Origin of the sequence: Pseudomonas caspiana (assembly GCF_040224095.2) — a bacterium.
Taxonomy (GTDB): Bacteria; Pseudomonadota; Gammaproteobacteria; order Pseudomonadales; family Pseudomonadaceae; genus Aquipseudomonas; species Aquipseudomonas caspiana.
On sequence record NZ_CP167995.1, the window covers coordinates 3,357,923 to 3,382,447 of the forward strand.

The following is a 24,525-nucleotide window of genomic DNA, read 5'->3' on the forward strand; positions in this document are numbered from 1 at the left end:
GCCTGACCAACCGGTGTAGTGGAAATGCCATCAAGTGTATTAGTGCAGCGCATCGTGACTCAGCTGCAACACCGCATTCAGAGCGGAGAAGTCGCCGTGGGCAGCCACATGAGCGCGCAGAAGATTGCGGATGAATTCCAGGTGTCGCGCTCACCGGCTCGTGAAGCGCTGGTCACTCTTGCTGATCAAGGCCTGCTTGATCAACAACCCAATCGTGGTTTTTTTGTTCTGGCGCCTGGGCAGCACGCCTCCCCTGCTCTGCCTTGTGCATTGGAGGAGCCTGAAGCCTATTACCAGTTGTCCGAAGACTGGTTGAACGACCGCATCCCGCAGGATGTGACCGAGCCGTTCGTGCGTGAACGCTATGGGTTGAGCAAGGCGCAAGCCAGCGACATTCTCAACCGCGCCGCCACGGTCGGCTGGGCACAACCCAAACCGGGTTATGGCTGGCGCTTTTCTGAAGTTGCCAAAACCCGGCAATCCTTGAATCAGATCTATAACCTGCGGCTGCTGATCGAGCCTGCCGGTCTCCTCGAACCGACGTTCCAGAACGATCCGCTGATGTTGCGCAAGCTCGGCAGTGAGCAGCAGCAGTTATTGCGCGCAGGGATTGAAACGCTGCCGGCCGATGCGCTGTTGCGCACCGGCATGCGTTTTCACGAAGAGCTGATGAGAATGTCCGGCAACTCGCTGTACCACATGGTGCTGGTGCAAATGAACAACATGCGACGCCTGATCGAATACCGGGCCATGGTGGATCGCAAGCGCTACTACCAGCAGTGCGAGGAGCATCTGCAGATCATCGCGCTGGTGGAACAGGGAGACAATCAGGCAGCGTCCGAGCTGATGAAACGCCACCTGACCGGTTCGCTGGCACGTAAATCACCTGTGTTGCAGCAGTATGCCGAGGCAGCAGTCAGCCCTGAATGACCGCAGCCACAGCCTCACCAAACCCTCTGCAACCCAGAGTGCCGCCCAAGTCAAAGGTCCGGGTAGCCGGGTTTTCCAGCACTACATCGACGGCACGGTCCATCGCCAGGCCGGCCTCGACCAGAGCGCTGTGCTGATGGCGATCACCCATCCACTGCAACAGCATGGCCACCGACAGAATCATCGACACCGGGTTGGCCTTGTCCTGCCCGGCAATGTCCGGCGCGGAGCCATGTTGAGCCTGCGCCGCGCAGTGCACATCACTGGCCATGATTGAGCCGGCCAGGCCAAGGCTGCCGGACAACTCGCTGGCCAGATCGCTGAGAATATCGCCATAGAAATTGGTGGCAACCAGTACATCGAAGCGTTCCGGATTGCGCACCAGATGCGCGGTGGACGCATCTACCAGGAGATCGTCGAGCACGACGTCAGGAAACTCCTTCGCCACCGTTCGGACGGCTTCGAGAAACAAGCCATCGGTCATGTGAAAGCTGTTGGCTTTATGGATAGCGGTAACCTTTTTATTACGCTTCATCGCCAGCTCGAACGCGCGCCGAGCAATGCGTTCGCTGCAATGGCGAGTGATCTTGCGGGTTGAAAGCGCCATATCAGGGCTGGGCATGACCTCACCCCAGCCCTTGCTCATATTGCGATCAGGATAAAAGCCTTCAGTTGCCTCGCGCATGATCACCAGATCCATGCGCTTGCCTTCCTTCATATTCGACGTCAGGAACGATCGGGTACGGGCCGGACGAACATTGGCGTACAAATCCAGCCCGATCCGGAAACCGGCCGACACGTTGCGCCCCCCTTTTTCCGGTACCGGATAATCTGCGTGGGATTGAGTCCCGAGAATGATCCCGTCGTAATGTCCAGCCTTGAGCAGAGTTTCGTCACGCAACGTAGTGCCGTGCTTTTCCAGGCTGGCGAAACCGACGTCGTCATAGTCGAACGTCAGGTCGAGGGCAAACTTCGCATTCACGGCCTCGAGCACACACATGGATGATTCAATGATTTCAGGACCGATACCGTCACCGGGCAAAACCAGAATACGCATAACCTTCTCCTTCTTGTTTGCATTGGCTGAGATGTCGATAGTCGCTTCGGACATGTATCTACGAACCACGAAACACAATAAAACCTAATACCTTGGGTTCGTTGAATCATCTACATCTCGAAAAAGACCGCTTGCAGGCGGACGCCAAATAATTGCATTTTATTGAATTAATATGCAATCTACTCGCGCATAATTTTTGCTATTCAGGAGGCAAAGTGATGCCCGGCGCACGTATTTTTCTGATTCACGCAACTCCGCTGGCGATTGTGCCCATCACCGACGCGTTCAAAAGGCACTGGCCTGAGGCGCAACTGGCTAATCTGCTGGATGATTCGCTGTCCAGAGATCTGTCTGTAACAGGCGAATTGACCGAGGCGCTGTTACAGCGATTCCTCAGCCTGGCCCAATACGCCGAGTCAGCCGGTGCAGACGCAATACTCTTCACCTGCTCGGCGTTCGGTACCGCTATCGACGCCTGCAAGCACGCCGTATCAATCCCGGTATTGAAACCCAACGAGGCAATGATTGATCGTGCGCTTGGTTCGGTGTCGCGTATCGCGCTGTTGGCCACATTCGAACCGGCCATCGCACCCATGCTTGAAGAATTCCAGGCTGCGTCAATAGCCGCCGACACACCTCCGCAGATCACCACACACTTTGTTGCGGGTGCCTTTCAGGCGCTTCAAGAGGGGGACATTAAGGGCCATGAACGCAAAATCGCGAATGTCGCCAATGCGATTGAAGGCTGTGACGTGATCTGCTTCGCGCAGTTTTCCATGACCAGTGCGGCTGGAACAGTCCGGTCAGAAAGCGGAAAGCCGGTGCTGACCACCCCGGACAGCGCCGTGATACGGCTGACGGAGTTGCTGGAACTCCTCACACCTGCAGGTGTGACCAAAGGCTAGGCTCTCAGCCCTCGGCAGATCTCATAAGAAAACTACAAGTAGCTGAGTTGGAATACTTTTCTGTGGGTGCTTGGTGGAAGTGAATAATCAAACCGAAGAAGAAGCAGCACTTTCTCTCGCACGCTTTTCGGCTTCATCGCGCGCCTCTTTCTCCGTCTTCTGTCGGCCGACGATATCAAGGTGATGACGCAGGAAGCCGGCAGCGGCTTCGCACTTGCCGCTCTCGATCAAATCCAGTAACTGAATATGCTCGGTGGACTGGATGATCAGACGCTGACGATCCAGGTTGGCCTTGTAGGCCATGAAGCGGCGCAGCTGGTTTTGTCGGCGGATGGCTTCAAGAAAAAATGCATTTCCGGAGCAGCGCACGATCAGCTCATGCAGTTGGGCGTTAATGTGGAACAACTGCGATCTGGAGAGGCTGAAAATATCACCATCAAGCAGCTGTTGCTGTAACGCCCTTGCCTTGGCAAAAGCGGCCTTGTCGACCTTATAACCAGGTTCAAGCAGCGCCGCCGGTTCAATCGCCATACGAAAACGATAGCTCTGAATATGCGCGCTGGAGTCATGCAGAAACGCGTTGATTTCCCAGCCTTGGCCCGGCTTGCGCTCAATCATCGCTTCGTTGGCCAGCCGATTGAGAACTTTGAGTAACTGACCGCGAGGCACATCGTACTTACGCAGCAGTTCCGCCTCGAAAAACGAGGTGGGGATATCGCCACTAAGCACGTCATCGACGACGCGCAGGTAAAAATCTTCAAAAGGATCGACATCCAACGGCAGCTTGGCCGTATCAATCCCTCGAGCGTCGCAGGTCAGGAAATAACCGCGATTCTGTTCCCGGCGAGCAATACCCAGCTCTTCGAGCAAGGCAAAACAGCGGCGAATCGGTGATCGGGAAACCCCTAGCTCCTTGGCGAAAGCTTCTTCGCGCAATGGGTCGCCGCTGCGCATTGATCGAGCGCGCGCCATATCGACGATTTTCGGTGCCAGTTGCTCCGCCAGATCGGACTTGATCCGAGGCTTTGTCTTGCCGTGTTCAGGGGCTGAGGCTACACCGGTAGAGTTCATGATCGCTCGTGAAGATGGGGGATTGTACGCAAAGGGTCGGCTTCATCAGCCGACCCCGCCAAAATACCACAGCTCATTTGCCGAGACATCCTGACAACCCGCGCCAGCTGCTCACGGAAACATCGAGAACGCGCCAGTCGCTGCCATCGCGCCCATGATCAGGAAGCTCAGCGCGAACGCCCACTTCATGGTGTATTTCTGATGATCGCTGAACTCGACACCGGCCAGCCCGCACAACAGATAAGTGGAGGCCACCAGCGGACTCAGCAAGTGCACCGGAGAGCCAATCAGCGACGCCCGGCCAATCTCGGCATGGCTGATGCCATACGCCTCGGCTGCCTTGGCAAGCACCGGCAGCACACCATAATAGAACGCGTCGTTGGACATGAAGAACGTGCCAGGGATACTGGCCAGCGCGGTAATCGGTGCCATGTAGGGCCCCCAGGTTTCAGGCAGCATCGCCAGAAAGCTCCCCGACATGGCGTTGACCATCCCGGTACCGGACAGAATTCCGGCGAGAATCCCCGCAGCAAGAAAGATCGCGATCTGGTTCAGCGCTGTCGGTGCATGGGCAGCGATGCGCCGACGCTGGTCGGCCATATGCGGGTAGTTGATGACCAGCCCGACCGAGAACGCGACCATGAACAGAATGGCCAAAGGTAACCATTCCATGACGAGCCCGGCCATTAACGCAATGGTCAGCGCCGCATTGAGCCAGAACATCTTGGGACGACGTAGCTCGGCGTCTTCCTGAGACATCGCAGGCATCCCAGTGGCATCGTCATCGAAATCTGAACCTTCTACATCATCTGGCAAACTGAGTTTGCCCAGACGCGACCTCTCGCGAACGCCGATATACCAGGCCAGGCACATAACCCCGATAAAGCCGATGATCATCGCCGGAATAATTGGCTGGAACAGTTCCGAAGTTTCCACTTGTAGCGACGCCGCCGCCCGAGCCAGCGGTCCGCCCCACGGCAGCAGATTGGTGACGCTGGCGGCAAGGATGATGACGCAGGTCATCGCCAACAGATTCAAACGCAAGCGCTTGAACAGCGGCAGCATGGCGGTCACCGTGATCATGTAGGTGGTCGAGCCATCACCATCGAGCGAGACCATGCCAGCCAGCAGCGTGGTGAAGACCACCGCTTTGACCGGGTCGCCCTTGATGATCTTGAGAAAGGCACGAATCACCGGATCGAACAGCCCGGTGTCAAACATCATCCCGAAATACAGGATGGCGAACATGACCATGATGGCCGTCGGCGCGACTTTTTTCAGGCCGTCGATCATCATCGTATCCATCGTCGAGCCGAAGCCCCCGAGAAGGGCAAAAATGATCGGAACGATGGTCAGCGCCACCAGCGGAGAGAGGCGCTTGGTCATGATCAGCGCCATGAAGGTTACGATCATGCCGTAACCGAGAATTGACAGCATATGTATTTCCTCGACTAGAAGTACATTTGTTTTTATGGTTTGGCGCAGAGGCGCTTCGAGAACTACATGCCATGAAACAGGGTGGACAGGCCGAGCAGGCGGTTTTACTGCCCCAAAACGGCAATCAGCTCATGTGCAGGCCGCCATTAATGGAAAAATCTGCGCCATTGGCATAGCCGGATTCCTCCGAGGCCAGCCATGAGCAGATCGAAGCGATTTCCTCTGGCGTGCCCAGGCGTCGGGTTGGAACTTCACGAATCAAACGATCCATCGCATCAACCGTGGTGACAGCCTTGAGCTTGGGGGTGGAGATATACCCCGGAGAAACGGTGTTCACAGTCACACCACGCGAGCCCACTTCCTTGGCCAAAGCGCGGGTGAAGCCGCGAATGGCGGATTTGGCGGTCGAATAGTTGACCTGACCGACCTGCCCTAGCTGGGCATTGACCGAAGAGATATTGATCACCCTGCCCCAGCCGCGACTGACCATTGCGTCGATGACCTGCCGGGTTACGTTAAACAGGGAATTGAGGTTGGTGTTGATCACCGCTTGCCAGTCGCTTGGCTGCATATCGCGAAACATCACATTGCGAGCGGTTCCGGCATTGTTGATCAGCACATCGATCGGCCCGACATCTTTAAGGATTTTCTGGAAAGCAATCTGGCAAGAGCCCCAGTCGGCGACGTCGCCTTCTGATGCGATAAAGCTGAAGCCTTGTTGCTTCTGCTCGTCGAGCCAATTCTTTTTAAGCGGCGAGTTCGGCCCGCAGCCCACCACGACGGTAAAACCATCTCTTGCCAGGCGCTGACAGACAGCAGTCCCAAGAGCCCCCATACCAGCGGTGACATAAGCGATGCGTTTAGTCATGTGAAGCACTCCATTTGTTTTTGTAGGGGAGTTTTTATGAAGACAACTGTCGTGACAGTGCCTAATAAACGCCATACGCAATTGTTTTGCAAGACGACATAGTACAATTAAATCGAATGTGCGCGTCGAGTGCCGACACAGAGCGCTAAGCAAACACTGGAAATATTTCGCGGAGTTACAACATGGTTACATCGGCTAGTAGCTGTGCAACGTGTCGACCTTTGGTCCGTCATTGCGATCAGACCGGCAGTACTGAAGTCGAACACTTCAACATTAGCTAATGCCAAGGAGTTGCCAATGAAAAGCCTGATGCCCCCACTGAGCTTACTGCTCGTCATGGCGGCCAACCCGGCAATGGCCGACACCGCCTCCAACCCCCTGGACGCTGAGCGCTGGCAGTCCCGGCCGTTGATTGTGGTAGCGCCTCACGCCAGTGATGCAAGCTGGCTTCAGTTCCAGCAGGACCTGATGAAGCCAGCCAACCGTGAGGCCTTTATCGAAAGGGAAATGGTGCTGTACACCGTGGTCGATGGCGTCGGCAAACGCAACGACCAGGCCCTGGACCCACAAGCCACGTCGGCGCTACTGGGCACACTTGGCGTAAAGCCCGGTGGCCCGACCCGTTTGCTTCTTGTGGGTAAAGACGGCGGCACAAAGATTGACCAACAGGCACCGCTGGACATCAGCGTGATCTTCACGACCATCGATAAAATGCCGATGCGCCAGAACCGCTAGCCTCAATGCCGCCAGTACATCAATGACCGATGACAACTTGACCGGAGTGCCTGTCGCCTTTTGCAAAACCATGGACTTGCGCCCGCGATGCAATGACGAGACTGAGCAGTAGCAATGCCAACAAGACCCAGGGAAAAGAACTCACCCCCGATTGACCGAGCAACACGCCGCCCAGTAGTCCACCTCCTGCAATGGCGCTGTTCCAGACAACGACGTTCATCGACAGCGCGACGTCAGCGCCCTTACCTGCCGAGTCGGCGAGCGCGGTTTGCAAAAGCGTAGCGGCGCCGCCAAACGTCAGGCCCCAGATAAACACCCCGGTATACATTGCCGGCGCAGAGTCTGAAAACAAGCCGAAGAAAACCGAAACCGCGGCGAAGGTTGCGAGGCTGGCCAACACCGTCGTTCGCAAGTGACGATCAACCAGCCGTCCCGCCACCCAGATGCCTGCCAGCGCTGCGATACCAAATGCCAGCAATACCAGATCCACGTCACTCGCCAAACCGGCCTTGGTAACAAAGGGAGCAACGTAGGTATAAAGGATGTTGTGAGCCAGCATCCAGGTGAAGACCACTGCCAACACCGAGCGTACCCCAGGTATGAAAAATACCTGACGCAAGGCCATGCGCTGCGAGGCTGACTGGCCAGGGTAATCCGGCACTTTGACCAATACCAGGACGATCAACAGCAAGGTCAGCCCGGACATCAATGCAAACGCCATGCGCCAGCCAATGAACCCACCGACCCATGTGCCCAAAGGCACACCCAGCGATAATGCGATGGGCGTCCCGACCATTGCCACCGCCATTGCGCGGCCCTGTAGTTGAGGGACAACCATGCGTCGTGCGTATCCGCCGATAAGGCTCCAGGCCAAACCTGCAGAAACGCCGGCGAAAAACCTTGCGATTAACGTCAGCCAGTAATTGGAAGACACGGCAGTGACAGAGTTGAAAACCAGAAAGCCGACAATCGTCAGCAGTAAGACTGTCCTGCGACGCCAGCTCTGCGTGGCAATGGTCAGTGGAATAGCTGCCAGCAGCGAACCCAATGCATAAACGGTGACCATCTGCCCTGCAAACGAGGGCGAGACCCCAAGGCCGCTGCCGATCTCGGGCAGTAAACCTGCCGGTAAAGTCTCAGTAACGATGCAAATGAAACCCGTCATCGCCAACGCCAGTAATGCACCTAGCGGCAGTTTTTCGCTTTGTTTGTCATCTGTAGTCATTTGACACCCCTCACTAATATACCGATCGGTATGAATATAGGGAGGGGTGTCTAGGCAGTCAACAACTTATGTATCGATCAGTATCTAAATAGACCTGCATTGAGGTACGCCCCCCCACGCCAACGGTGCAGGGAGCATGGTCATTACGAAACCAGAACCATCAGGCTTTGGGCTGATAGCGCTCGGCGGCATGGGCCTGGCGGATATCCGATAGCAAGCCCTGACGCGCGGCATCCAGTGCATCCCAGCGCTCTGCGACGTGCAGCGGTGGAATGGTGACGAGTTCGCGCAGGTCAAACCCAACCAATGCCGCATCGACCAGCTCGTCAACCTCCATCACATCGGCGATGGTGTTGACGTCGATCCCCGCCCTTTCCCATATCTCAGTGCGCGTCGCTGCAGGCAGAACGGCCTGGACGTAAACGCCCTTGGGCGACAGCTCCACGTTCAAGCCTTGAGACAGGAACAGCACAAATGCCTTGGTGGCACCGTAAACTGTCATGCCGAACTCTGGAGCCAAACCCACTACTGAGCCGATATTGACGATTGAGCCAGTGCCCGACTGCGCAAAACGCGGTGCGACTGCGGCGGCCAAACGGGTCAGTGCGGTGATGTTAAGGGTGATCAGCTTTTCGATAGCGTCAGCATTCTGCTGGACGAACCCGCCCGACTGAGCCATGCCAGCGTTGTTGATGAGAATGCCGATATCAGCGTCATCGCGCAGGCGGGTTTCGAGTGCAGTGAGGTCGGCGGCGCGGGTCAAGTCGGCTTGAAGCACTTCAACTGCAACGCCGTTTTCCTCGCGCAAGTGCGCTGCCAGCGCGTCAAGTCGGGTCTTGTCCCGTGCCACCAGAACCAGATCGTGACCACGGCTGGCGAAGCGTTTGGCATAGGTGGCGCCGATACCGGTAGAGGCGCCGGTGATGAGTACAGTCGCAAGCTTTGTCATGGGGGAATCCTTCAATATGGGGTTCGATTTTTGCTCTGATAGCCAAGAGCTTCAGTCTGAAATGCTCGGGTAGTCGGTATAGCCCGCTGCGCCGCCGCCATAGAGGGTGGCTGGATTGGGCTGCGCCAGTGGTGCGCCGGTCTTCAATCGCTCCACCAGATCGGGGTTGCTGATGAAAGGACGCCCAAAGGCAAACAGGTCAGCCTTGTCAGTGTTGAGGTGGGCAGTGGCGAGTTTCAGGTCGTAGCCGTTATTGGCGAGATACGTCCGCTTGAAACGGCTGCGCAGTGCGCCATAGTCGAATTCGGCCACATCACGTGGACCACCCGTTGCCCCCTCAACCACATGCAGAAAAACAACGCCCAGACTGCTGAGTTGCTCAACGATGTACTCGTACTGCGGTTGCGGGTCGCTACTGGAAATCGCATTGGCAGGCGAAACCGGCGAGATACGCACGCCAGTCCGATCTGCTCCGATTTCTTTAACCACGGCTGTTACGACTTCCAGCAACAGACGTGAGCGATTCTCGACCGATCCGCCGTAGGCGTCGGTACGCTGGTTGGCCCCATCCTTGATGAACTGTTCCAACAAATAGCCGTTGGCCCCGTGGATCTCTACACCGTCGAAGCCCGCAGCAATGGCGTTGGCAGCTGCCTGGCGAAAATCATTAACGATGCCTGGCAGTTCGGCGAGTTGAAGCGCGCGCGGCTCGGAAGTGTCGGCAAACTCATTGTTGACGAAGACTTTGGTCTGCGCCCGAATTGCTGAAGGCGCGACCGGCGACGCGCCACCCGGCTGCAAATCAACGTGGGAAACGCGGCCTACATGCCAAAGCTGCACGAAAATGCGACCGCCCTTGGCGTGCACGGCATCGGTGACCTTACGCCAGCCCGCGATTTGCTCTGGCGTGTAAAGACCGGGGGTATCCTGATAACCCTGAGCCTGCGCCGAAACTTGCGTGGCCTCGGTGATGATCAGCCCCGCCGAAGCGCGTTGGGCATAGTAAGTGGCAGCCAATTCGCCGGGGACCAGACCGGCACCTGCACGGTTACGGGTCAATGGCGCCATGACGACGCGGTTGGCGAGGGTCAGATCGCCGAGAAGATAAGGTTCGAATAGCGTTTTGTCGGACATTTGTTTTGGCTTCTGCTGTGTGAGTGATGCCAATGATTACGATCACAATCTAAAATGTCAACCGTTTGATGTCGAACGACATCAATGTATAGTGTCGAACTCATTCCGGTACAAACCTTGTTGGATAAGCGATGAAAGTTACCAAGCAACAGGCCCAGGCGAATCGCGCGCACATCGTCGAAACCGCGTCGGCTCTTTTTCGCGAGCGCGGTTATGACGGGGTTGGCATTGCCGATCTAATGGCGGCGGCTGGCTTCACTCAGGGCGGTTTTTACAAGCACTTCGGCTCCAAGGCCGATCTGATGGCAGAGTCAGCGGCGTGCGGCATCGCCCAGTCTGCGGCGCTGACTGCAGGTGCATCGGTTCAAGAGTTCGTTGAGGTTTATCTTTCCCGCGAGCACCGCGACAACCGCGCCACTGGCTGCACGATGGCGTCGTTGTGCGCAGATGCTGCCCGCAAAGATGAGGACGTTCGCGCGACATTTGCCACAGGTATTGAAACTCAGTTGGCCGTGTTGCGAGGTGGTGCTGAGCCGCCGAACGACGCGGACTCGGCCCAGGCGCGTGCCAAACGCCTTGCCATAATGGCGCAAGCACTCGGGGCAATCGTCATGTCCCGCGCCTGCCCGGATAACTCGCCACTTGCGGATGAAATTCTTGCGGCGAGTCGCGCGGCTATTCTTGGGGCACTGCCTCCGGACGCATCTCTGGCTGAGCACGCAGAGCCTTGAAGATTCATCTAACCGTCCTTGTTGACTAGAGGCACGGGGGCCGCCAAACGCACCGCTTCGCTCAAAGGCCCTTGGTCCAGGCGAGTAAAAGTCCGACGCAGCATCCAGCCTGCCAGCCAGTCCGGGGTGAAACGCATGAACAGGTTACGCATGTGCCAGCTATAACGTGTGGTGGGCACATACCAGGCGGCCATGCGCGGAGCTAGCGCCTGCAGAATGTCGATGTCTGGTCGCAGACGCGCTTCGTAGCGGCTCAAGGCTTGAACGTCACAACTGCGGGCCAGTTCCTCGGCCAGCAGCCAGGCACCGGTGAGAGCCATGCTCGCGCCCCGCCCCGAAGCGAGGGTCAGGCAGTGAGCAGCGTCGCCCAGCAGTACCAGCCGGTTCTGGTGCCAGTTGGTTAAATGTACTTGCATCAAATGATCAAGATAAAAGCCTTCTGGCCTGGCGGCCAATGCCGACTGAATATCCTGGTGGGCGTGTGAGAACATTTTCTGCAACCAGACGGCACGCTGCTCACGGGGCACCCGCAGCCCGTCACTGTCTTGCCAGACGAACAGCGCGGCCAGCAGGTCCTTGCGCATCCCGTAGAGTTCGACGGTATAACCGGGTTCAGAGAACGACACATGCCGCTCGCCTACTTGAGCCGACTGCCCTTGCAGAGTAAAAGCAGCTGCGCTGTAGCCAAGGGATTTGAGGCACTCCTCGTCACTGGCAAAGTAGCGCTGACGCAAAGACGAGAAGCAGCCATCGGCCCCCACAACAAAGTCAAAGCGCTCGTGCTCGTGGTTGTTGAACCACACCTCCACGCCGTCCTCCCCCTGCTCAAGAGTATGAACCTGAGTGCTGAAGCGAATCGGCACTTGATCACCCAACTTCCGGTGAAGCGCCATCACCAGATCATCGCGACATACCGGCAGCAGATTGGTCTGGCGCAGATGCTTGCGATGGTCTATCAGCAGCACATCGCGTCCCTGACTGTCCCGAAACAGGGTACGGCCCAATTCCACGCCCTTGGCTTCAAGGCCATCAAGGATGCCCATTTGCCCGGCAATCCGGTAACCGCTGCCGCCCAGACTGAGAACAAAACCGTCACATCGCAGGTCAGGAGACTTTTCGACGATGACCGGAGTAAACCCGCGCTGCTTCAGCCACCAGGCAGCAGCCAACCCGGCGATCCCGGCGCCTTGAATCAGAATTCTCGCTGACACTGGTTATCCCTTTCTTTGTACGTCGACAATGGTCAGGAGAATGCAGGCCACACAATAACTACGCGCGCGTGATCAGGGATGAAACGCGCGCGATCAGCCCTTTAATGATAAATGTTATCATTTGCCATCGCGCATCCAGGGCCTGTTCCATGTCCATCAATCACTACGTTGGCGATCAGCCACTCTCCCCTACCTTCGTCAATCTGGCCGACGAGGAACTCGACATTCGCGTCCTCGACCTGCTGCTTGCCGAGGACTGCCGGATCCAGGCCAAGAGCGAACCATCGCTGTCGATCGCCTACTACGCGTTGGGCGGCGGCTGGCGGCAATTTGCCGATACGCCATTCATGTTGCTGAGCCCCGATACCTGCTGCCTGTACCACGGAACCGTTGCAATTCAAGGTGAAGGGGTGCTGGCGGCCAATACCCGGGTGCGCGGGGTCAATATAAGCTTTTCCCCCCAGGTACTCAGTCGCATCGGGCTTGACCAGCACTTGCTCGATAAAGCCGGTCTGTGGGACAGGCGCATCTCCGGTGACGGCCAGGCGAGGCTGGTGCAATTCCCTGCGCCGACAGTGATACGCAAAGTCGGCATGGCGATGCTCGATTGTCCGCTGCAAGGAGTGGCCCGGGAAATTTTCCTGCGGGGCAAGGCGTTCGAGATGCTTGGCGAAATGGTTGGCTATCTGCAAAGCGGGCAGCACCAGCCCGCCGTTGGCGCGCGTGACCGGGCACGTATCGAACAGGCATATGGATTACTCAAAGCACGTCCCGCTGAACCCTGGACGCTGGAAACACTGGCTGAAGCCGTGGCACTTAATGTGCGCAAGCTCAAACAAGGGTTTCGACACGCATATGGGAAAGGCGCGTATGCGCTGCTTCAGGATCTGCGTATGGAGTTGGCTGCCGAGCGGTTGCAACAAGGCAAGCGGGTAGTAGATGCTGCGCTGGAAGCGGGTTACTCCAACCCTAGTCACTTCGCCAAAGTATTTCGTCGCCACCACGGAATTGCACCCAGCGACTATCGTAACCGCTGTGAAACACCAGGCAAATGATAACCACTATCAACAAATGACCCGATCACACGCGCCGATACCCTGATCACGCGCGCAGGCCAATCTTTATACCGCGACCATCTGGCCATATCCCCTCTTCAGGTTATTTCCATGCAACGCTCTTTTATCAGCCTTGCGGTACTGTTCTCGATCGTGCCATGCGCCTTTGCCGATTCGACCCTGACCTTGCCAGAGCTGAAAGTTACCGCCAGCAAGCGCGTCCAGGCTCAGAACCAGACAGATCTTGCTTTGGCGGTAGCCACTCCGGCAGACCTCGAGCAAGCCAATGTCTACCGCAGCGGCGAGTTAGAGCGGGTATTCCCCGAGATACTGGTACGTAATACTGGGGCAGGCCTCTTTCCCAGCCTGAGCATGCGCGGCATCTCGTCCTCTGATCCCTACAACGCCCCAGTCGGAATTTATGTCGACGGTGTTCCACAGTATCTGGGCACCTTCAATCAGGAGTTGCTCGACATCGAGCAAATCGAGTTGCTCAAAGGACCGCAAGGCACCTTGTATGGTCGTAACGCTCATGCGGGAGCGCTGAGTATCACTACCCGTCAGCCCGACGAAACGCCGACTTCCACCGTGCAAAGCCGCTTCAGCAATCTTCACCAGCAAGTTTCTGCGAGCGGCTCAGCCCCTTTGGTCAGCGATCGGCTGTATGTCCAAGGGGCGGTTTACCACGACGATACGGATGGCGAGTTGACCCGCAGTGAACACCATGGGGACAGCGACAATGGCGGCGGCCGTGTGGGCCTGCTGTTCAAGGCCAATGAGGACTTGAGCCTGCGTCTGGCCTACGCCCGGGACAAGCTGCGTTCATACGACGAGCAGTACCTCGCCGACGAGACCTATGGCAAGCGCCGGGCCAGCGTCCCTCTGATGGAGTCAGTGTATGTACGCCGAGTGGAAAGCAGCAGCGCTACGATGGACTGGAGCCTCAATGACAACTGGCGCCTGACCTCCATTAGCGCTCTGCAGAACTACCGGCATGAGCGACTGTTTGGTGACTTAGGTTTCCTCTGGCCGGAAACCCAGCGCACTCTCAGCCAGGAGCTGCGTCTGTCGACCCAAGGCGAGGATCGGTCATGGGATATGGTTACAGGCCTTTACTGGCAGAACAGCAAAAGCCATTCACAACGAGAGCCGGATACCGGCGCACCTTTGTCCGGCGTCTACGGGCAAGCAGACAGCCGTATCGAAAATACCGAAAAATCCGTATTTGGCGAGTTCATCTGGCATCTGACCAGTCGTTGGGACCTGACCTTCGGTGCCCGGCATAGTCAGGAAAAGGCCGAAACGCGCTATGTGCAGCAGAATGCGGCGTTCACCCCCGGCTTTGAATACAGCGGCAACGACACGTTCACCAGCACCACGCCGAAGGTCGCCCTGGGTTTCCAGGCAACGCCAGATGCTCGGCTATACGCATCGATGAGTAAGGGCTTCAAAGCTGGCGGCTACAACCGTATCGGCGCGATTACCCCGGACGCTGTCGCTTATGCACCGGAAAAATCCCTGAACATGGAGGTTGGCATCAAAGCGAGTCTGCTGGACAAGAAGGTGTGGCTCAATGGCGCGCTGTATCGCATTGATATCGAAGACGTCCAGCAATTCGTAGGCGATGCAGGCACCGGTACTCAGTCCCTGGCGAACATCGGCAAGGCCCGCAGCGAGGGCGTGGAGTTGTCTCTTGACTGGCAAGCCACCGATGCCACCCGACTGCGCGTGGCAGGCACTCTGAATCGTAATCGCCTGTTGAACTCGGATCGTCAGGGTGATCAGCTGACTTTTACTCCGAAACGTACTTTGCGGGTTTCGGCAGAGCACAGCCTGTACTTCGATGGCGTGCTGGGCGAGGTCCGCCCCAGCGTTGGCCTGAGCTATACCGGCAAGCATTATTTTGACGTCGACAACCAGGTAGCCCAGAGCGGCTATAGCCTCCTGGACGCCCGCCTTGCCTGGCTGCCCAAGCCGGATCTTGAATTGGCGCTCTACGGCAACAATCTGAGTGATAAGTTGTATAGAACCTATGCCTACGAGTCGGCCGGGCAACAGTTTGCCCAACCTGGCCACAGCCGCGAGATGGGGCTGAGCATCAAGGCTTCGTTCTAGCATGCGCCGCTATCTGCCCTACTGGTGTTACTACCTGCATCAAGGAATGCTGAGCGCATTGATGTTACAAGGAGTAGTGGCCTATTTTCGCCATCAAGGACTCAGCCTGGCCAGCCTAAGCCTGTTGTGGCTAACGTTTCTTCCGTGGGTAGGCAAATGCCTCTGGGCGCCGTGGTGCGAGCGTCATTGCCTGAGTTTGCGGGGTAATCGTTATCTGGGCAGCCTGATCCTTCTGCAATTGGGCATGGCTACGACTCTGTTGGTGATCAGTGCACTGACACCGGAGCACTCGCTTTATCTCATCCTGATGGCGCTTCTGTTACTGGCGGCATTGTCAGCCACACATGATATTTACGCCGACGCCATCACTATTACCACCTGTGACAGCCATGAACGGCCGTTTGCCAACGCCGCCCAAGTGGGGGGCAGCTACCTCGGCGTCGTAGTCGGCAGCCTGGCGTTCTTGTACCTGGCTCAGCACTGGGGTTGGCGTGGCGGGTTCATAGCGATGGCGCTGCTTTCCCCCAGCCTGCTGCTACCGCTGGGTTGGCTACCCGCGAGCCACAAGCGACCTGAACCCGACACTCTCCCGCGACTGGATCGCCGAAGCATTCAAGCCATGTGGCCAGTAATTTGTCTGGTGGCTGTTTATTACCTCGCCATGCGAGGGTTGATGGCTCTACAAACGGTCATGCTAGTGGACAATGGCCTGGACTTCAGTCAGTTAGGAATGATCGCCACCTTGTACGGCACATTTGCCAGTGGGCTGGGCATCTTGATCGGTAGCTGGATGGCAAGGCGCTTGGGCACATGGCGCTGCCTGATGCCGAGCATGCTGATCCACGCCGGTATCACCCTCGCCGCGGCCTGCGGTGCGCGGATATTTGATTTACAGATGTGGCTTTTACTGTTCGCGGTGGTCAACGTTGCCGCTGCAATCGGCTTCGTCACCTTGTACAACTTGCTGATGGGACAAGTACGTCCCCATCAACCTGCCTCGGATTACGCCTTGCTCCAGTCAACGGATGCAGCCGTGGCAATGCTGGCATCACTGGCTACCCTGCAAGTCGCACATTACGTGGGATACCCGCAACTGTTGTCGGGTTTGGCGGGAGTTGCCTGTATTTGTCTGTGGCCTGCTCGAAAGCTGTGCTTGAAACTACAGCGCCAGACTGTGGGTATTCCAATATGAGTGACTGCCTCAGTGAATCAGAAGCTTCTAAAGCATACAAATCGCAAGTATTGGAAAATCAGTGGCTGATCGTCTCAGGCTCGGTCCAGCGAAGGCAATCACGCCCCGCATGCTTGGCGGCATAAAGCGCAGCGTCAGCTGCACCGATCAAGGCTCCGGCACTGACCTGAGGTGCGGCTGCAACCGCCAGCCCCAGACTGATAGTGACGCGGGCGTCTTCGCCCAGTACCGGGTGCGGAACATTGAGTGCGGCGACTGCGGCCCGTAGCTTCTCGGCTAATGTGCTGGCTTTGCTGACATCTGCATTAATCATCAACACCAGAATCTCTTCGCCACCAAAACGAAACGTCAGCGCGCCTGAATGTGTCGCTGTCTGCTGAATAGCTTCGCTCAACAATCTCAGGCAGGTATCGCCCTGCGGGTGGCCATAGCTGTCGTTGTAGACTTTGAAGTGATCAATATCCAGCAGGATGACGGCCACGTTGGTGGGCGTGTGCAAGGCGTGCCCCCAGACCGACGTCAGTACTTCGTCCTGATAACGCCGATTGAACAATTGAGTGAGCGCATCAGTGCGCGCCATCTCCATCAGTTGCACCTGCAAAAGACGCCCTCGCAGCGCGAACAGATAGCTCATGCGACTGCCCCGCTCCAGGAAATAAGACGCCATTAACAACAGCGCCACTGTCGCCACAAACAACAGCGCATTGGCTTGCCAGATCCGCAAGTCTGCGAAATCAGCAATGTAGGTCGTCACCAACTGGATGACCAACATCACGCTCATCGCAAGTGCAGCGTAACGCAACGGTAGCTGCTGGATCATCGTGCAATACACCATCAGCAACAGCATCCCCAATTGGTAGTGAAGCCTGTAAGGGCTATCGCTGTAGATCATCACCACCAACGGCATCAACGAAGCCACGACAGTGCCAGTTGCCGCAACGGTTTCCAACGCCCACCGTTGCGTCAGACGTTGAACCAGAAGCAAAAGCACGATGAACAGAGGGGTAATCAGGCACAAGCGCCCTACTGCCACATAGGTAAACACATCACGCAGCGTCAGCCAGTCGCTGATCAGGAACAGGTTGTAAACCAGCCCTCCTCCGATACCGACAATTGTGATGAATCGACGCCGGCGTTCCAGCGTTTCTGCTTCATAGCGTCGCTCAAGTTCGTCGCTGAAGCGCAATGCACGCACACCTGACGCGATGGTCTGCTCGACCTCGATCAGCGTTTGAGGATCTTTGGTGCAGGGACGATCCAGGAGGGTATTCAGCATGCGGCACCGCAACGGCAAGGGAGAATCGGTACGGATAGCTCAATTGGAGCCTGTTGCTATCCAGATAACCGCAGCGATCGGAAAACAGCGATCGCTGCGGTTAGGCGTCATGAAAGTCAGTGGTCAGGTTCTACATTTTGAAACGTGACACCACCATTCGTAGCTCGCCAGCCAACGTTGACAACTCGTTAGCGGTGACGGCGTTATCTTCGATCTCCTCCCTGAGTGCCTCGCTCCCGTTACGAATTTCAGTCACGTTACGGTTGATGTCTTCAGACACCGCATGCTGCTGCACCGCAGCACTGGCGATCTGGGTGTTCATCCCGACAATTCGCTCAACACCGTTGTTGATTTCATCAAGGCTGGCTGCGGCTTGATCGGCAGACGCAATACAATCCTGCGCTCTATGGCGTCCCGCTTTCATTTGCTCTACAGCAGCCGTCGTTGCGAGTTGCAGCTCTTGAATGATCCGACGGATTTCCTCGGTCGAATTCTGCGTGCGTGATGCGAGAGTGCGGACCTCATCAGCGACGACCGCGAAGCCACGGCCCTGCTCTCCTGCGCGGGCCGCTTCGATGGCAGCGTTCAGCGCCAACAGATTGGTTTGATCAGCGATGTTGCGGATGACCTCAATTACGCCGCCGATTTCCTGACTGTGCAGCGCAAGAGCAGACACTTTCTCAGCGCTGGCTTCGACTTCATTGGCCAGCTCCTCGACGGTCAATCGAGTGTCGCGCATGACTGCCAGACCAGTGCTTGAAGCCTGGCTGGCTTGTTCCGCCGCTCGTGCGGCACCCTCGGTATTTTGCGCAACATCTGCGACGCTTGCGGTCATCTCGTTGATAGCCGTAGCCACTTGCTCAGTCTCACCCTGCTGGGAGCTCATTGACTGCTTGGCGCGATCAATAGACAAGCCCAGGCGTTGGGCAGCATCTGATACCGAATGTGAGCTCTGCTCAACCTGAGTCAACGACGTGCTGAACGCCTGCGCCATGTGGTTAAGGCCATTGCCGATGTCTGCCATCTCATCTTTACCCTGCACTTTCGCGCGAGCGGTGAGGTCGCCTTGGGCAATGAGTTGCGTAGCGCTCAGTACATCCTGGATAGCACGGCGCATAGACGTGTAGATACCAGCGAATGAATAGATCAGTAGCAACCCCATGAAGGCTAACGCTCCCAATATGAACGCTCTGTCCGCTGATTTTTCGCCGATTCTCTTCTCCAGCAAAGCCGACAGCGATTCCTGCAGCATGTCCTGGGCCTTATACAAATCGGCGACAACAGCGTTACCTTTTGCGGGCAGGTCCTGCACCCCGCTGATGGTGTCGCTCGTCGAGCGCGTTAACGCTTCAACATCGTTGCGAAAACTGTCGAGGTTCGACAGTGCGTTGGTAACAGGCAGCTGGATGGTGTCAGCAAGGGCGGGTTCCTTGCGACGCAAGAGACTGATGCTCTGCTGGAGCTCTGTGCGTATCTGGGCTTCTTGCTTGAGCAGTGATTGCAATGCAGACCGGGTGCTGTCAGTTAACGGTTGTCCGTTGCGCAACCCACTGGCCAAGCCTCGTAGCTGCCCAACAATGTTGATTTGTCGAGGCAACCTGAGGGTGCTTTGGTCAATCATGAACAGCGACGCGTAATCCTCATCCAGCACCATGCCTGACGTGGCTGAAACGAAATAGATGAAATTCAGTGTCTGGGTAAGCTGATCGTTCCACTCATCGAACGCCTTCGCCTGATTGGCACCGGGCTTGACCTGATCAATGAGCCGCTGCGCCCCGGCGCGTAAACGCTGCACTCGGTCGCCGGTTTCCAGCACCACGTTGTATTGCCGGTCAGTCGACTCAAGCCTGGAAAATGCTTCCTGAAGCTTCGCCTGGTTGGCGGCGAAATCAGCTTGAGCAGTGGGGTCACCACTCAGCAATCGGTTGGTCAGTGCACGTTGCAACATCGACAGTCGAAGGACGGGCGTTACATCCATCAAATAGCGCTGGCCGAGCTGTTCTGAGTGCACCCCATCAATGCTGTCATTGATTTGGTGGACTATTCGAGCAGCAAGGAGTGACAACGCGATCAGAACAATGAATGCAAGCAGTGCGAATTTTGCGGGAAAGCGTAAACGACTGGACAGGTAAACGGCAGGAGCAAAGATGTTCATAGGATTCTCACGGCCCTGGTGGGCAATTTTCTATTGGGGTGAGAACTATCCGTTTCTCTTATAAGGGACTTCTTTGACCCCTTTCCAACGCACTTGAAAGCAAGGCATAACAAGCGCAACCCAAATAATGGCCATGAGACATCATCAAGGTCAAAGCTCCGACTCGTAAGGCCTGTAGAAAGTTGCGTGGATATTCGTTGTTTCGGCAATATTTCGATTTTTATTGAATTTCATCGACGAGTGGCTATATGCCAGCGCTTTTTCCTGACCTGATAGACATCTTTTTCCGTACAGAATCCATGGGCATAGGAAAGGCCCCATAACAGTGCTTACTATCAGGTTATTTAATTTATTATCAAGATAATGATGCCAATAAAGAATAATATTCATATTCCAAAACGGCATTTCCAGCGGTTTTATTATGCAAATACTATCCAGCGCAGACGACATCGTTCCTGCTATCACTCTTTCCCATCAGGCTAATTAATCTGCACCCTCGCCACGGGCCAGTGCCAGTTCAATGGACACCGCCCGATATGACAATGACGCTTGCAACAAGTCCCGCCAAAACGTATCCGCTTTCAACACTCACCGCTGCGTTATTACTTGGGGCATTCTCGCCACTCGTCGAAGCCGCCAGCGACGAATCGACCCTCAGTACCGTAACGGTGATTTCCACGGGGGTACGTGGACAACAGCGGACAGTGGCGGACAGCCCGGCGCCTATCGACATCATCAACAGTGATCAACTCCTCAAGACTGGCCGCGCAGAACTCTCTGAGGCCATCGCCAAAATGCTGCCCTCTTTCAATTTTGGAACCAATATCGCGGGCTACAACTCGGTGACCCGGCCGCTGAGCAATCGAAGCCTGGGCCCGGCTTATACGCTGGTGCTGGTTAACGGCAAGCGCCGACACAATGGCGCAGTGGGCCAGCGAGGCTCAATCGATAACAGCGGTGCCAACGCAGTGGACATCGATCTGATCCCGGTCAGTGCTGTGGACCACATCGAAGTGCTCAAGGACAGTGCTGCAGCTCAGTACGGCTCCGACGCGGTTGCCGGTGTGATCAACATTATTCTCAAGTCCGGCGATTCCGGCGGGCACTATGAAAGCACTTATGGCAAGTTATTTTCGGGCGCGGGTGAGACCCTCAAGATCGCGGGTGACCAAGGCTTTACTCTCGGCGAAAAAGGTTTTTTCCACTTTTCTGCCGACGCCCGCAAACGGGGTGAGGCCTCGTGGAACGACAAGGCGGACAGCAGCGTTCGAGCGTTCAGTGACCCGGCAAAAGAAGCAGCCTGGGATCGCGTCGCCATCAAGAATGGCGATCCGGATCTGAAAGCCTTTAACCTGGCTTACAACGCCGAATTGCCGCTGGAAGATCTGACGCTGTATTCCTTCACCACTTATGGCGAGCGCGACGCCGAGGCGGCTAACTATTTTCGCCTGCCCACAGGCACAGCATCGGTCCCCGAGGTTTTCCCCGACGGTTATTACCCGCTGAACAACATCAAGGATACCGATTACCAGTTTCTGTTCGGTGGCAAGGGCGAGGTCGCCGACTGGAACTGGGACCTGAGCACGACCTACGGACGTAACAACGTGCATCACTCCAGCGACCTGAATATCAACCCGTCACTGGGCACTGCGTCCCCTACCAGGTTCGACAATCTGGCGACGTTTCGCTTTGAACAATGGGTCAACAATCTGGACTTCACCCGTCGCTACGACAGCCTGTTTCAGTTGACCTCGCCGGTTCAGGTATCAGCCGGCCTCGAACATCGCTGGGAACGTTTCAGCACCTTCGCTGGCGATCCGGAGGCCTATATTACCGGCACCTATCCGGCGGCATCAGGGGCTCAAGCCGCAGTGACCATTCGCCCGGAGGATGAGGTCAACCTGATTCGCAATAACTATGCGGGCTACCTGGACCTGGGCTTTGATCTGACTGATCGTTGGTTTCTGGACGTCGCCGGGCGGGTTGAACATTACGACGACGATTCAGGCAATACCTTTGGCCTGAAAGTGAACTCCCGTTACGAACTGACCGACACGGTTGCCGTACGGGGCACTGTCGGCACAGGCTTCCGGGCGCCCTCCCTGACCCAGATTGGTTACACCGTTGCGGACAATCGGGTCGCTGTCGATGTGAACGGCAACGTGGTCCCGGCCGTGACCCGTCTTACCCCGTCAGGCAGCAATCTGGCCGCAGCGTTGGGCGGCGATGATCTGAAACCGGAGAAGTCGCGCAACCTCGGGTTGGGGCTGACCTGGCAACCGGCACCGCGAACCAGCGTTACGGCGGATGCTTACCTGATCGACATCGATGATCGAATCGCACTGACCAGCAACATTTATGATCAGGGCAACGGCGTTATCAACGGCATCCTCAGCGCTCAAGGTGTGCCCTCAGGAACCTGGGTCAACTATTACACCAACGCGTTCGACACCCGCACGCGTGGTCTGGATATCGTCGCCGACCACACCACGCCGCTGGATGCCTTTGGAGAAGTGCGCTGGAGTCTTGGGTTCAACTGGAACAAAACCACGATTGAAGGCGTACGTGATACGCCCGCGGCGCTGGCCAATTCCGGGGTAACCCTGGTAGGTCGTGATCGCGAGGGCGACCTGACCGAAGCGTCACCCAAGACCAAATGGATTCTGGGCGCCAACTGGAAGGTCGACGACTTGGCGGTAAACCTGCAGACCAGCCGTTACGGCGCAGTGAAAACGCTGGCGGTTAACCCCAGCGGCGACCGCAGTTTTGGCGCCAAATGGATAACCGATCTGGATGTCAGCTACACCTTTATTGACCAACTGACGGTAAGCATCGGCGGGACCAATATCTTTGACGTCCGGCCATCCAAAAACGCTGTTTACAGCAACCTCGGCCTTGCACCCTATGGCAACCCGCCGTTCTATCCGGGTGGCGGTTACTGGTACACCAAACTGGCTTATGATTTTTGATTTGGTTGGCTGACACCGGCCTGCGAGTACTTTTCCTTGTGAGAGGGGTGCTTGCCCCCCTCCCACAAGAGATCGCATTCCGATTAAAACCTGCGCGCAAACTCTCAACATCCGGCGCGATGCTTTAAACCATCGGATTATTACCGCCCAAGAGATACTCAATATCATTCCGAATGATATTAACTTTTGTTTCATTCGATTCGTGCAATACCACCCTCAAGAACAGAATCCGCCCATCTTAATATTCCGGCGGACAATCCCATGGCTCAGAAATTCAATCAATTGCGCTTCCCCCTGGCCGCATTGGCGCTGGTGGTGATCAGCGCTTGCGGCGGATCGCCTGAAGCGACGGTCGCGCCTGCTGCCGCTAAAGTCAGCGTCGCCAAGGTGCTGGAACAACCCGTCAACGAGTGGGATGAGTTCACTGGGCGCCTGGAAGCACCGGAAACCGTAGAAATCCGCCCTCGGGTATCCGGCCAGATTGATGCTGTCGCTTTCACTGACGGCGCACTGGTCAAAAAAGGTGATGTGCTGTTCCAGATCGATCCCCGCCCGTTCCAGTCAGAAGTTCGCCGCCTCGAAGCTCAACTGCAACAGGCTCGCGCTACCGCAAACCGCAGTGAAAACGAAGCTCAACGCGGTGAACGCCTGCGCACCAACAACGCCATTTCCGCCGAACTGGCTGACTCTCGCACCACCACCGCACAAGAAGCCCGCGCCGGTGTAGCGGCCATCCAGGCGCAACTGGACCTGGCGAAACTGAACCTGAGCTTCACTCGCGTGACATCGCCGATCAGTGGCCGTGTCAGCCGCGCCGAAATCACTGCTGGCAACATCGTCACCGCCGACGTCACCCCGCTGACCAGTGTGGTTTCCACCGACAAGGTCTACGCCTACTTCGACGCCGATGAGCGTGTCTTCCTTAAATACACGGAGCTGGCTCGCAAAGGCCAACGCGGCCAGACCACCCCGGTCTATCTGGGTCTATCCAATGAAGTCGGCAACCCGCATCAGGGCCAGATGAACTTCGTCGACAACCAGGTCAACCCGCGTACCGGCACCATCCGCGGTCGCGCTGTGTTCGACAACAGCGACGGCAGCTTCACCCCAGGCCTCTACGCCCGGGTCAAACTGGTCGGCAGCGGCACCTACTCTGCAATCCTGATCAATGATGAAGCCGTGGGCACCGACCTGGGCAAGAAGTTCGTGCTCGTCGTGGGCCAGGACAACAAGCCGGCGTATCGCCCGGTTGAGCTGGGTCCGAAAGTCGAAGGCTTGCGCATCGTGCGTAGCGGCCTGAGCAAAGACGACACCATCGTGGTCAAGGGCCTGCAACGGGTACGCCCTGGCCAGCCAGTCACACCGGAAGAGACCCCGATGGCCAGCGCCGAGACGCTCGCTGCGCTGCTCAAACAACGCCAGGCTCTGGAAGCCAGCAACTTGCCGCAAGTGAAGCCTAAAGCACCTGAAAAAGTTGCCGGCATCTCCGCGCCACGCGGTTAAGGGAAAC

At 56.8% G+C, this 24,525-nt stretch carries 19 protein-coding genes and 1 pseudogene; 9 read left to right on the forward strand and 11 right to left on the reverse strand.

Going from position 1 to position 24,525, the window contains the following annotated elements; genetic code table 11:
• The first annotated feature begins 24 nt into the window (after window positions 1-24).
• Window positions 25-930 (forward strand): GntR family transcriptional regulator, encoded by a 906-nt coding sequence (locus ABRP31_RS15370; RefSeq protein WP_349969169.1) that lies wholly within the window; start codon window positions 25-27, stop codon window positions 928-930.
• Here ABRP31_RS15370 and ABRP31_RS15375 read toward each other — a convergent pair.
• Window positions 917-1,987, reverse strand: a complete 1,071-nt coding sequence (locus ABRP31_RS15375; protein WP_349969171.1) for an isocitrate/isopropylmalate dehydrogenase family protein — start codon at window positions 1,985-1,987, stop codon at window positions 917-919. The two genes, ABRP31_RS15370 and ABRP31_RS15375, sit on opposite strands and share 14 nt — an antisense overlap.
• Window positions 1,988-2,205: 218 nt before the next feature.
• On the opposite strand from ABRP31_RS15375, the gene ABRP31_RS15380 reads away from it, so the two are divergent.
• Window positions 2,206-2,892, forward strand: coding sequence for an aspartate/glutamate racemase family protein (locus ABRP31_RS15380; RefSeq protein ID WP_349969172.1), 687 nt, complete (start codon window positions 2,206-2,208; stop codon window positions 2,890-2,892).
• A gap of 87 nt (window positions 2,893-2,979) precedes the next feature.
• On the opposite strand, the gene ABRP31_RS15385 is transcribed toward ABRP31_RS15380, so the two are convergent.
• The 3 genes from ABRP31_RS15385 to phbB form a co-directional block, all read right to left on the reverse strand.
• Window positions 2,980-3,963, reverse strand: coding sequence for a GntR family transcriptional regulator (locus ABRP31_RS15385; RefSeq protein ID WP_349969174.1), 984 nt, complete (start codon window positions 3,961-3,963; stop codon window positions 2,980-2,982).
• A 111-nt stretch (window positions 3,964-4,074) separates the two neighbouring features.
• Window positions 4,075-5,400 carry a CitMHS family transporter gene (locus ABRP31_RS15390; RefSeq protein WP_087264112.1) on the reverse strand — a complete coding sequence of 442 codons (1,326 nt, stop codon included), beginning with the start codon at window positions 5,398-5,400 and terminating at the stop codon, window positions 4,075-4,077.
• Window positions 5,401-5,524: 124 nt separating this feature from the next.
• Window positions 5,525-6,268: an acetoacetyl-CoA reductase gene (gene phbB / locus ABRP31_RS15395; RefSeq protein WP_349969176.1), complete on the reverse strand. Its 744-nt coding sequence runs from the start codon at window positions 6,266-6,268 to the stop codon at window positions 5,525-5,527.
• 297 nt (window positions 6,269-6,565) lie between these two features.
• Here phbB and ABRP31_RS15400 point away from each other — a divergent pair, with 297 nt between their 5' ends.
• A complete protein-coding gene (locus ABRP31_RS15400) occupies window positions 6,566-7,003 on the forward strand; it encodes a DUF4174 domain-containing protein (protein WP_349969177.1) in 438 nt (145 codons plus the stop codon).
• A 19-nt stretch (window positions 7,004-7,022) separates the two neighbouring features.
• On the opposite strand, the gene ABRP31_RS15405 is transcribed toward ABRP31_RS15400, so the two are convergent.
• From ABRP31_RS15405 to ABRP31_RS15415, 3 genes are all read right to left on the reverse strand, one after another.
• Window positions 7,023-8,228 (reverse strand): MFS transporter, encoded by a 1,206-nt coding sequence (locus ABRP31_RS15405; RefSeq protein WP_349969179.1) that lies wholly within the window; start codon window positions 8,226-8,228, stop codon window positions 7,023-7,025.
• A gap of 160 nt (window positions 8,229-8,388) precedes the next feature.
• Window positions 8,389-9,177: an SDR family oxidoreductase gene (locus ABRP31_RS15410; RefSeq protein WP_349969180.1), complete on the reverse strand. Its 789-nt coding sequence runs from the start codon at window positions 9,175-9,177 to the stop codon at window positions 8,389-8,391.
• Window positions 9,178-9,228: 51 nt separating this feature from the next.
• Window positions 9,229-10,311, reverse strand: a complete 1,083-nt coding sequence (locus tag ABRP31_RS15415; RefSeq protein ID WP_349969182.1) for an alkene reductase — start codon at window positions 10,309-10,311, stop codon at window positions 9,229-9,231.
• A gap of 131 nt (window positions 10,312-10,442) precedes the next feature.
• Here ABRP31_RS15415 and ABRP31_RS15420 point away from each other — a divergent pair, with 131 nt between their 5' ends.
• The gene (locus tag ABRP31_RS15420; protein WP_349969184.1) at window positions 10,443-11,042 is read left to right on the forward strand and encodes a TetR family transcriptional regulator; all 600 of its coding nucleotides are present in this window, start codon (window positions 10,443-10,445) and stop codon (window positions 11,040-11,042) included.
• Between the two features lie 8 nt (window positions 11,043-11,050).
• On the opposite strand, the gene ABRP31_RS15425 is transcribed toward ABRP31_RS15420, so the two are convergent.
• Window positions 11,051-12,253, reverse strand: a complete 1,203-nt coding sequence (locus tag ABRP31_RS15425) for an FAD-dependent monooxygenase (protein WP_349969186.1) — start codon at window positions 12,251-12,253, stop codon at window positions 11,051-11,053.
• A 149-nt stretch (window positions 12,254-12,402) separates the two neighbouring features.
• On the opposite strand from ABRP31_RS15425, the gene ABRP31_RS15430 reads away from it, so the two are divergent.
• The 3 genes from ABRP31_RS15430 (at window position 12,403) to ABRP31_RS15440 (ending at window position 16,615) form a co-directional block, all read left to right on the forward strand.
• Window positions 12,403-13,308 carry an AraC family transcriptional regulator gene (locus ABRP31_RS15430; protein ID WP_349969188.1) on the forward strand — a complete coding sequence of 302 codons (906 nt, stop codon included), beginning with the start codon at window positions 12,403-12,405 and terminating at the stop codon, window positions 13,306-13,308.
• A 111-nt stretch (window positions 13,309-13,419) separates the two neighbouring features.
• The gene (locus ABRP31_RS15435; protein WP_349969191.1) at window positions 13,420-15,423 is read left to right on the forward strand and encodes a TonB-dependent receptor; all 2,004 of its coding nucleotides are present in this window, start codon (window positions 13,420-13,422) and stop codon (window positions 15,421-15,423) included.
• A 1-nt stretch (window position 15,424) separates the two neighbouring features.
• The gene (locus tag ABRP31_RS15440) at window positions 15,425-16,615 is read left to right on the forward strand and encodes an MFS transporter (protein WP_349969193.1); all 1,191 of its coding nucleotides are present in this window, start codon (window positions 15,425-15,427) and stop codon (window positions 16,613-16,615) included.
• A 58-nt stretch (window positions 16,616-16,673) separates the two neighbouring features.
• On the opposite strand, the gene ABRP31_RS15445 is transcribed toward ABRP31_RS15440, so the two are convergent.
• The 3 genes and pseudogenes from ABRP31_RS15445 to ABRP31_RS15455 all read right to left on the reverse strand — a co-directional run.
• Window positions 16,674-17,891 (reverse strand): diguanylate cyclase, encoded by a 1,218-nt coding sequence (locus tag ABRP31_RS15445; RefSeq protein ID WP_349969195.1) that lies wholly within the window; start codon window positions 17,889-17,891, stop codon window positions 16,674-16,676.
• Between the two features lie 130 nt (window positions 17,892-18,021).
• A complete protein-coding gene (locus ABRP31_RS15450) occupies window positions 18,022-18,885 on the reverse strand; it encodes a methyl-accepting chemotaxis protein (protein WP_372489444.1) in 864 nt (287 codons plus the stop codon).
• Window positions 18,886-20,046 (reverse strand): annotated as a pseudogene (locus ABRP31_RS15455) (HAMP domain-containing protein); the annotation flags it as partial.
• A 542-nt stretch (window positions 20,047-20,588) separates the two neighbouring features.
• On the opposite strand from ABRP31_RS15455, the gene ABRP31_RS15460 reads away from it, so the two are divergent.
• Together ABRP31_RS15460 and mexE are read left to right on the forward strand one after the other, a co-directional pair.
• Window positions 20,589-23,015 carry a TonB-dependent receptor gene (locus tag ABRP31_RS15460; RefSeq protein ID WP_349969198.1) on the forward strand — a complete coding sequence of 809 codons (2,427 nt, stop codon included), beginning with the start codon at window positions 20,589-20,591 and terminating at the stop codon, window positions 23,013-23,015.
• 261 nt (window positions 23,016-23,276) lie between these two features.
• On the forward strand, window positions 23,277-24,518 hold the full coding sequence (mexE, locus tag ABRP31_RS15465) for a multidrug efflux RND transporter periplasmic adaptor subunit MexE (protein ID WP_349969200.1): 1,242 nt from the start codon (window positions 23,277-23,279) through the stop codon (window positions 24,516-24,518).
• Window positions 24,519-24,525 lie beyond the last annotated feature (7 nt).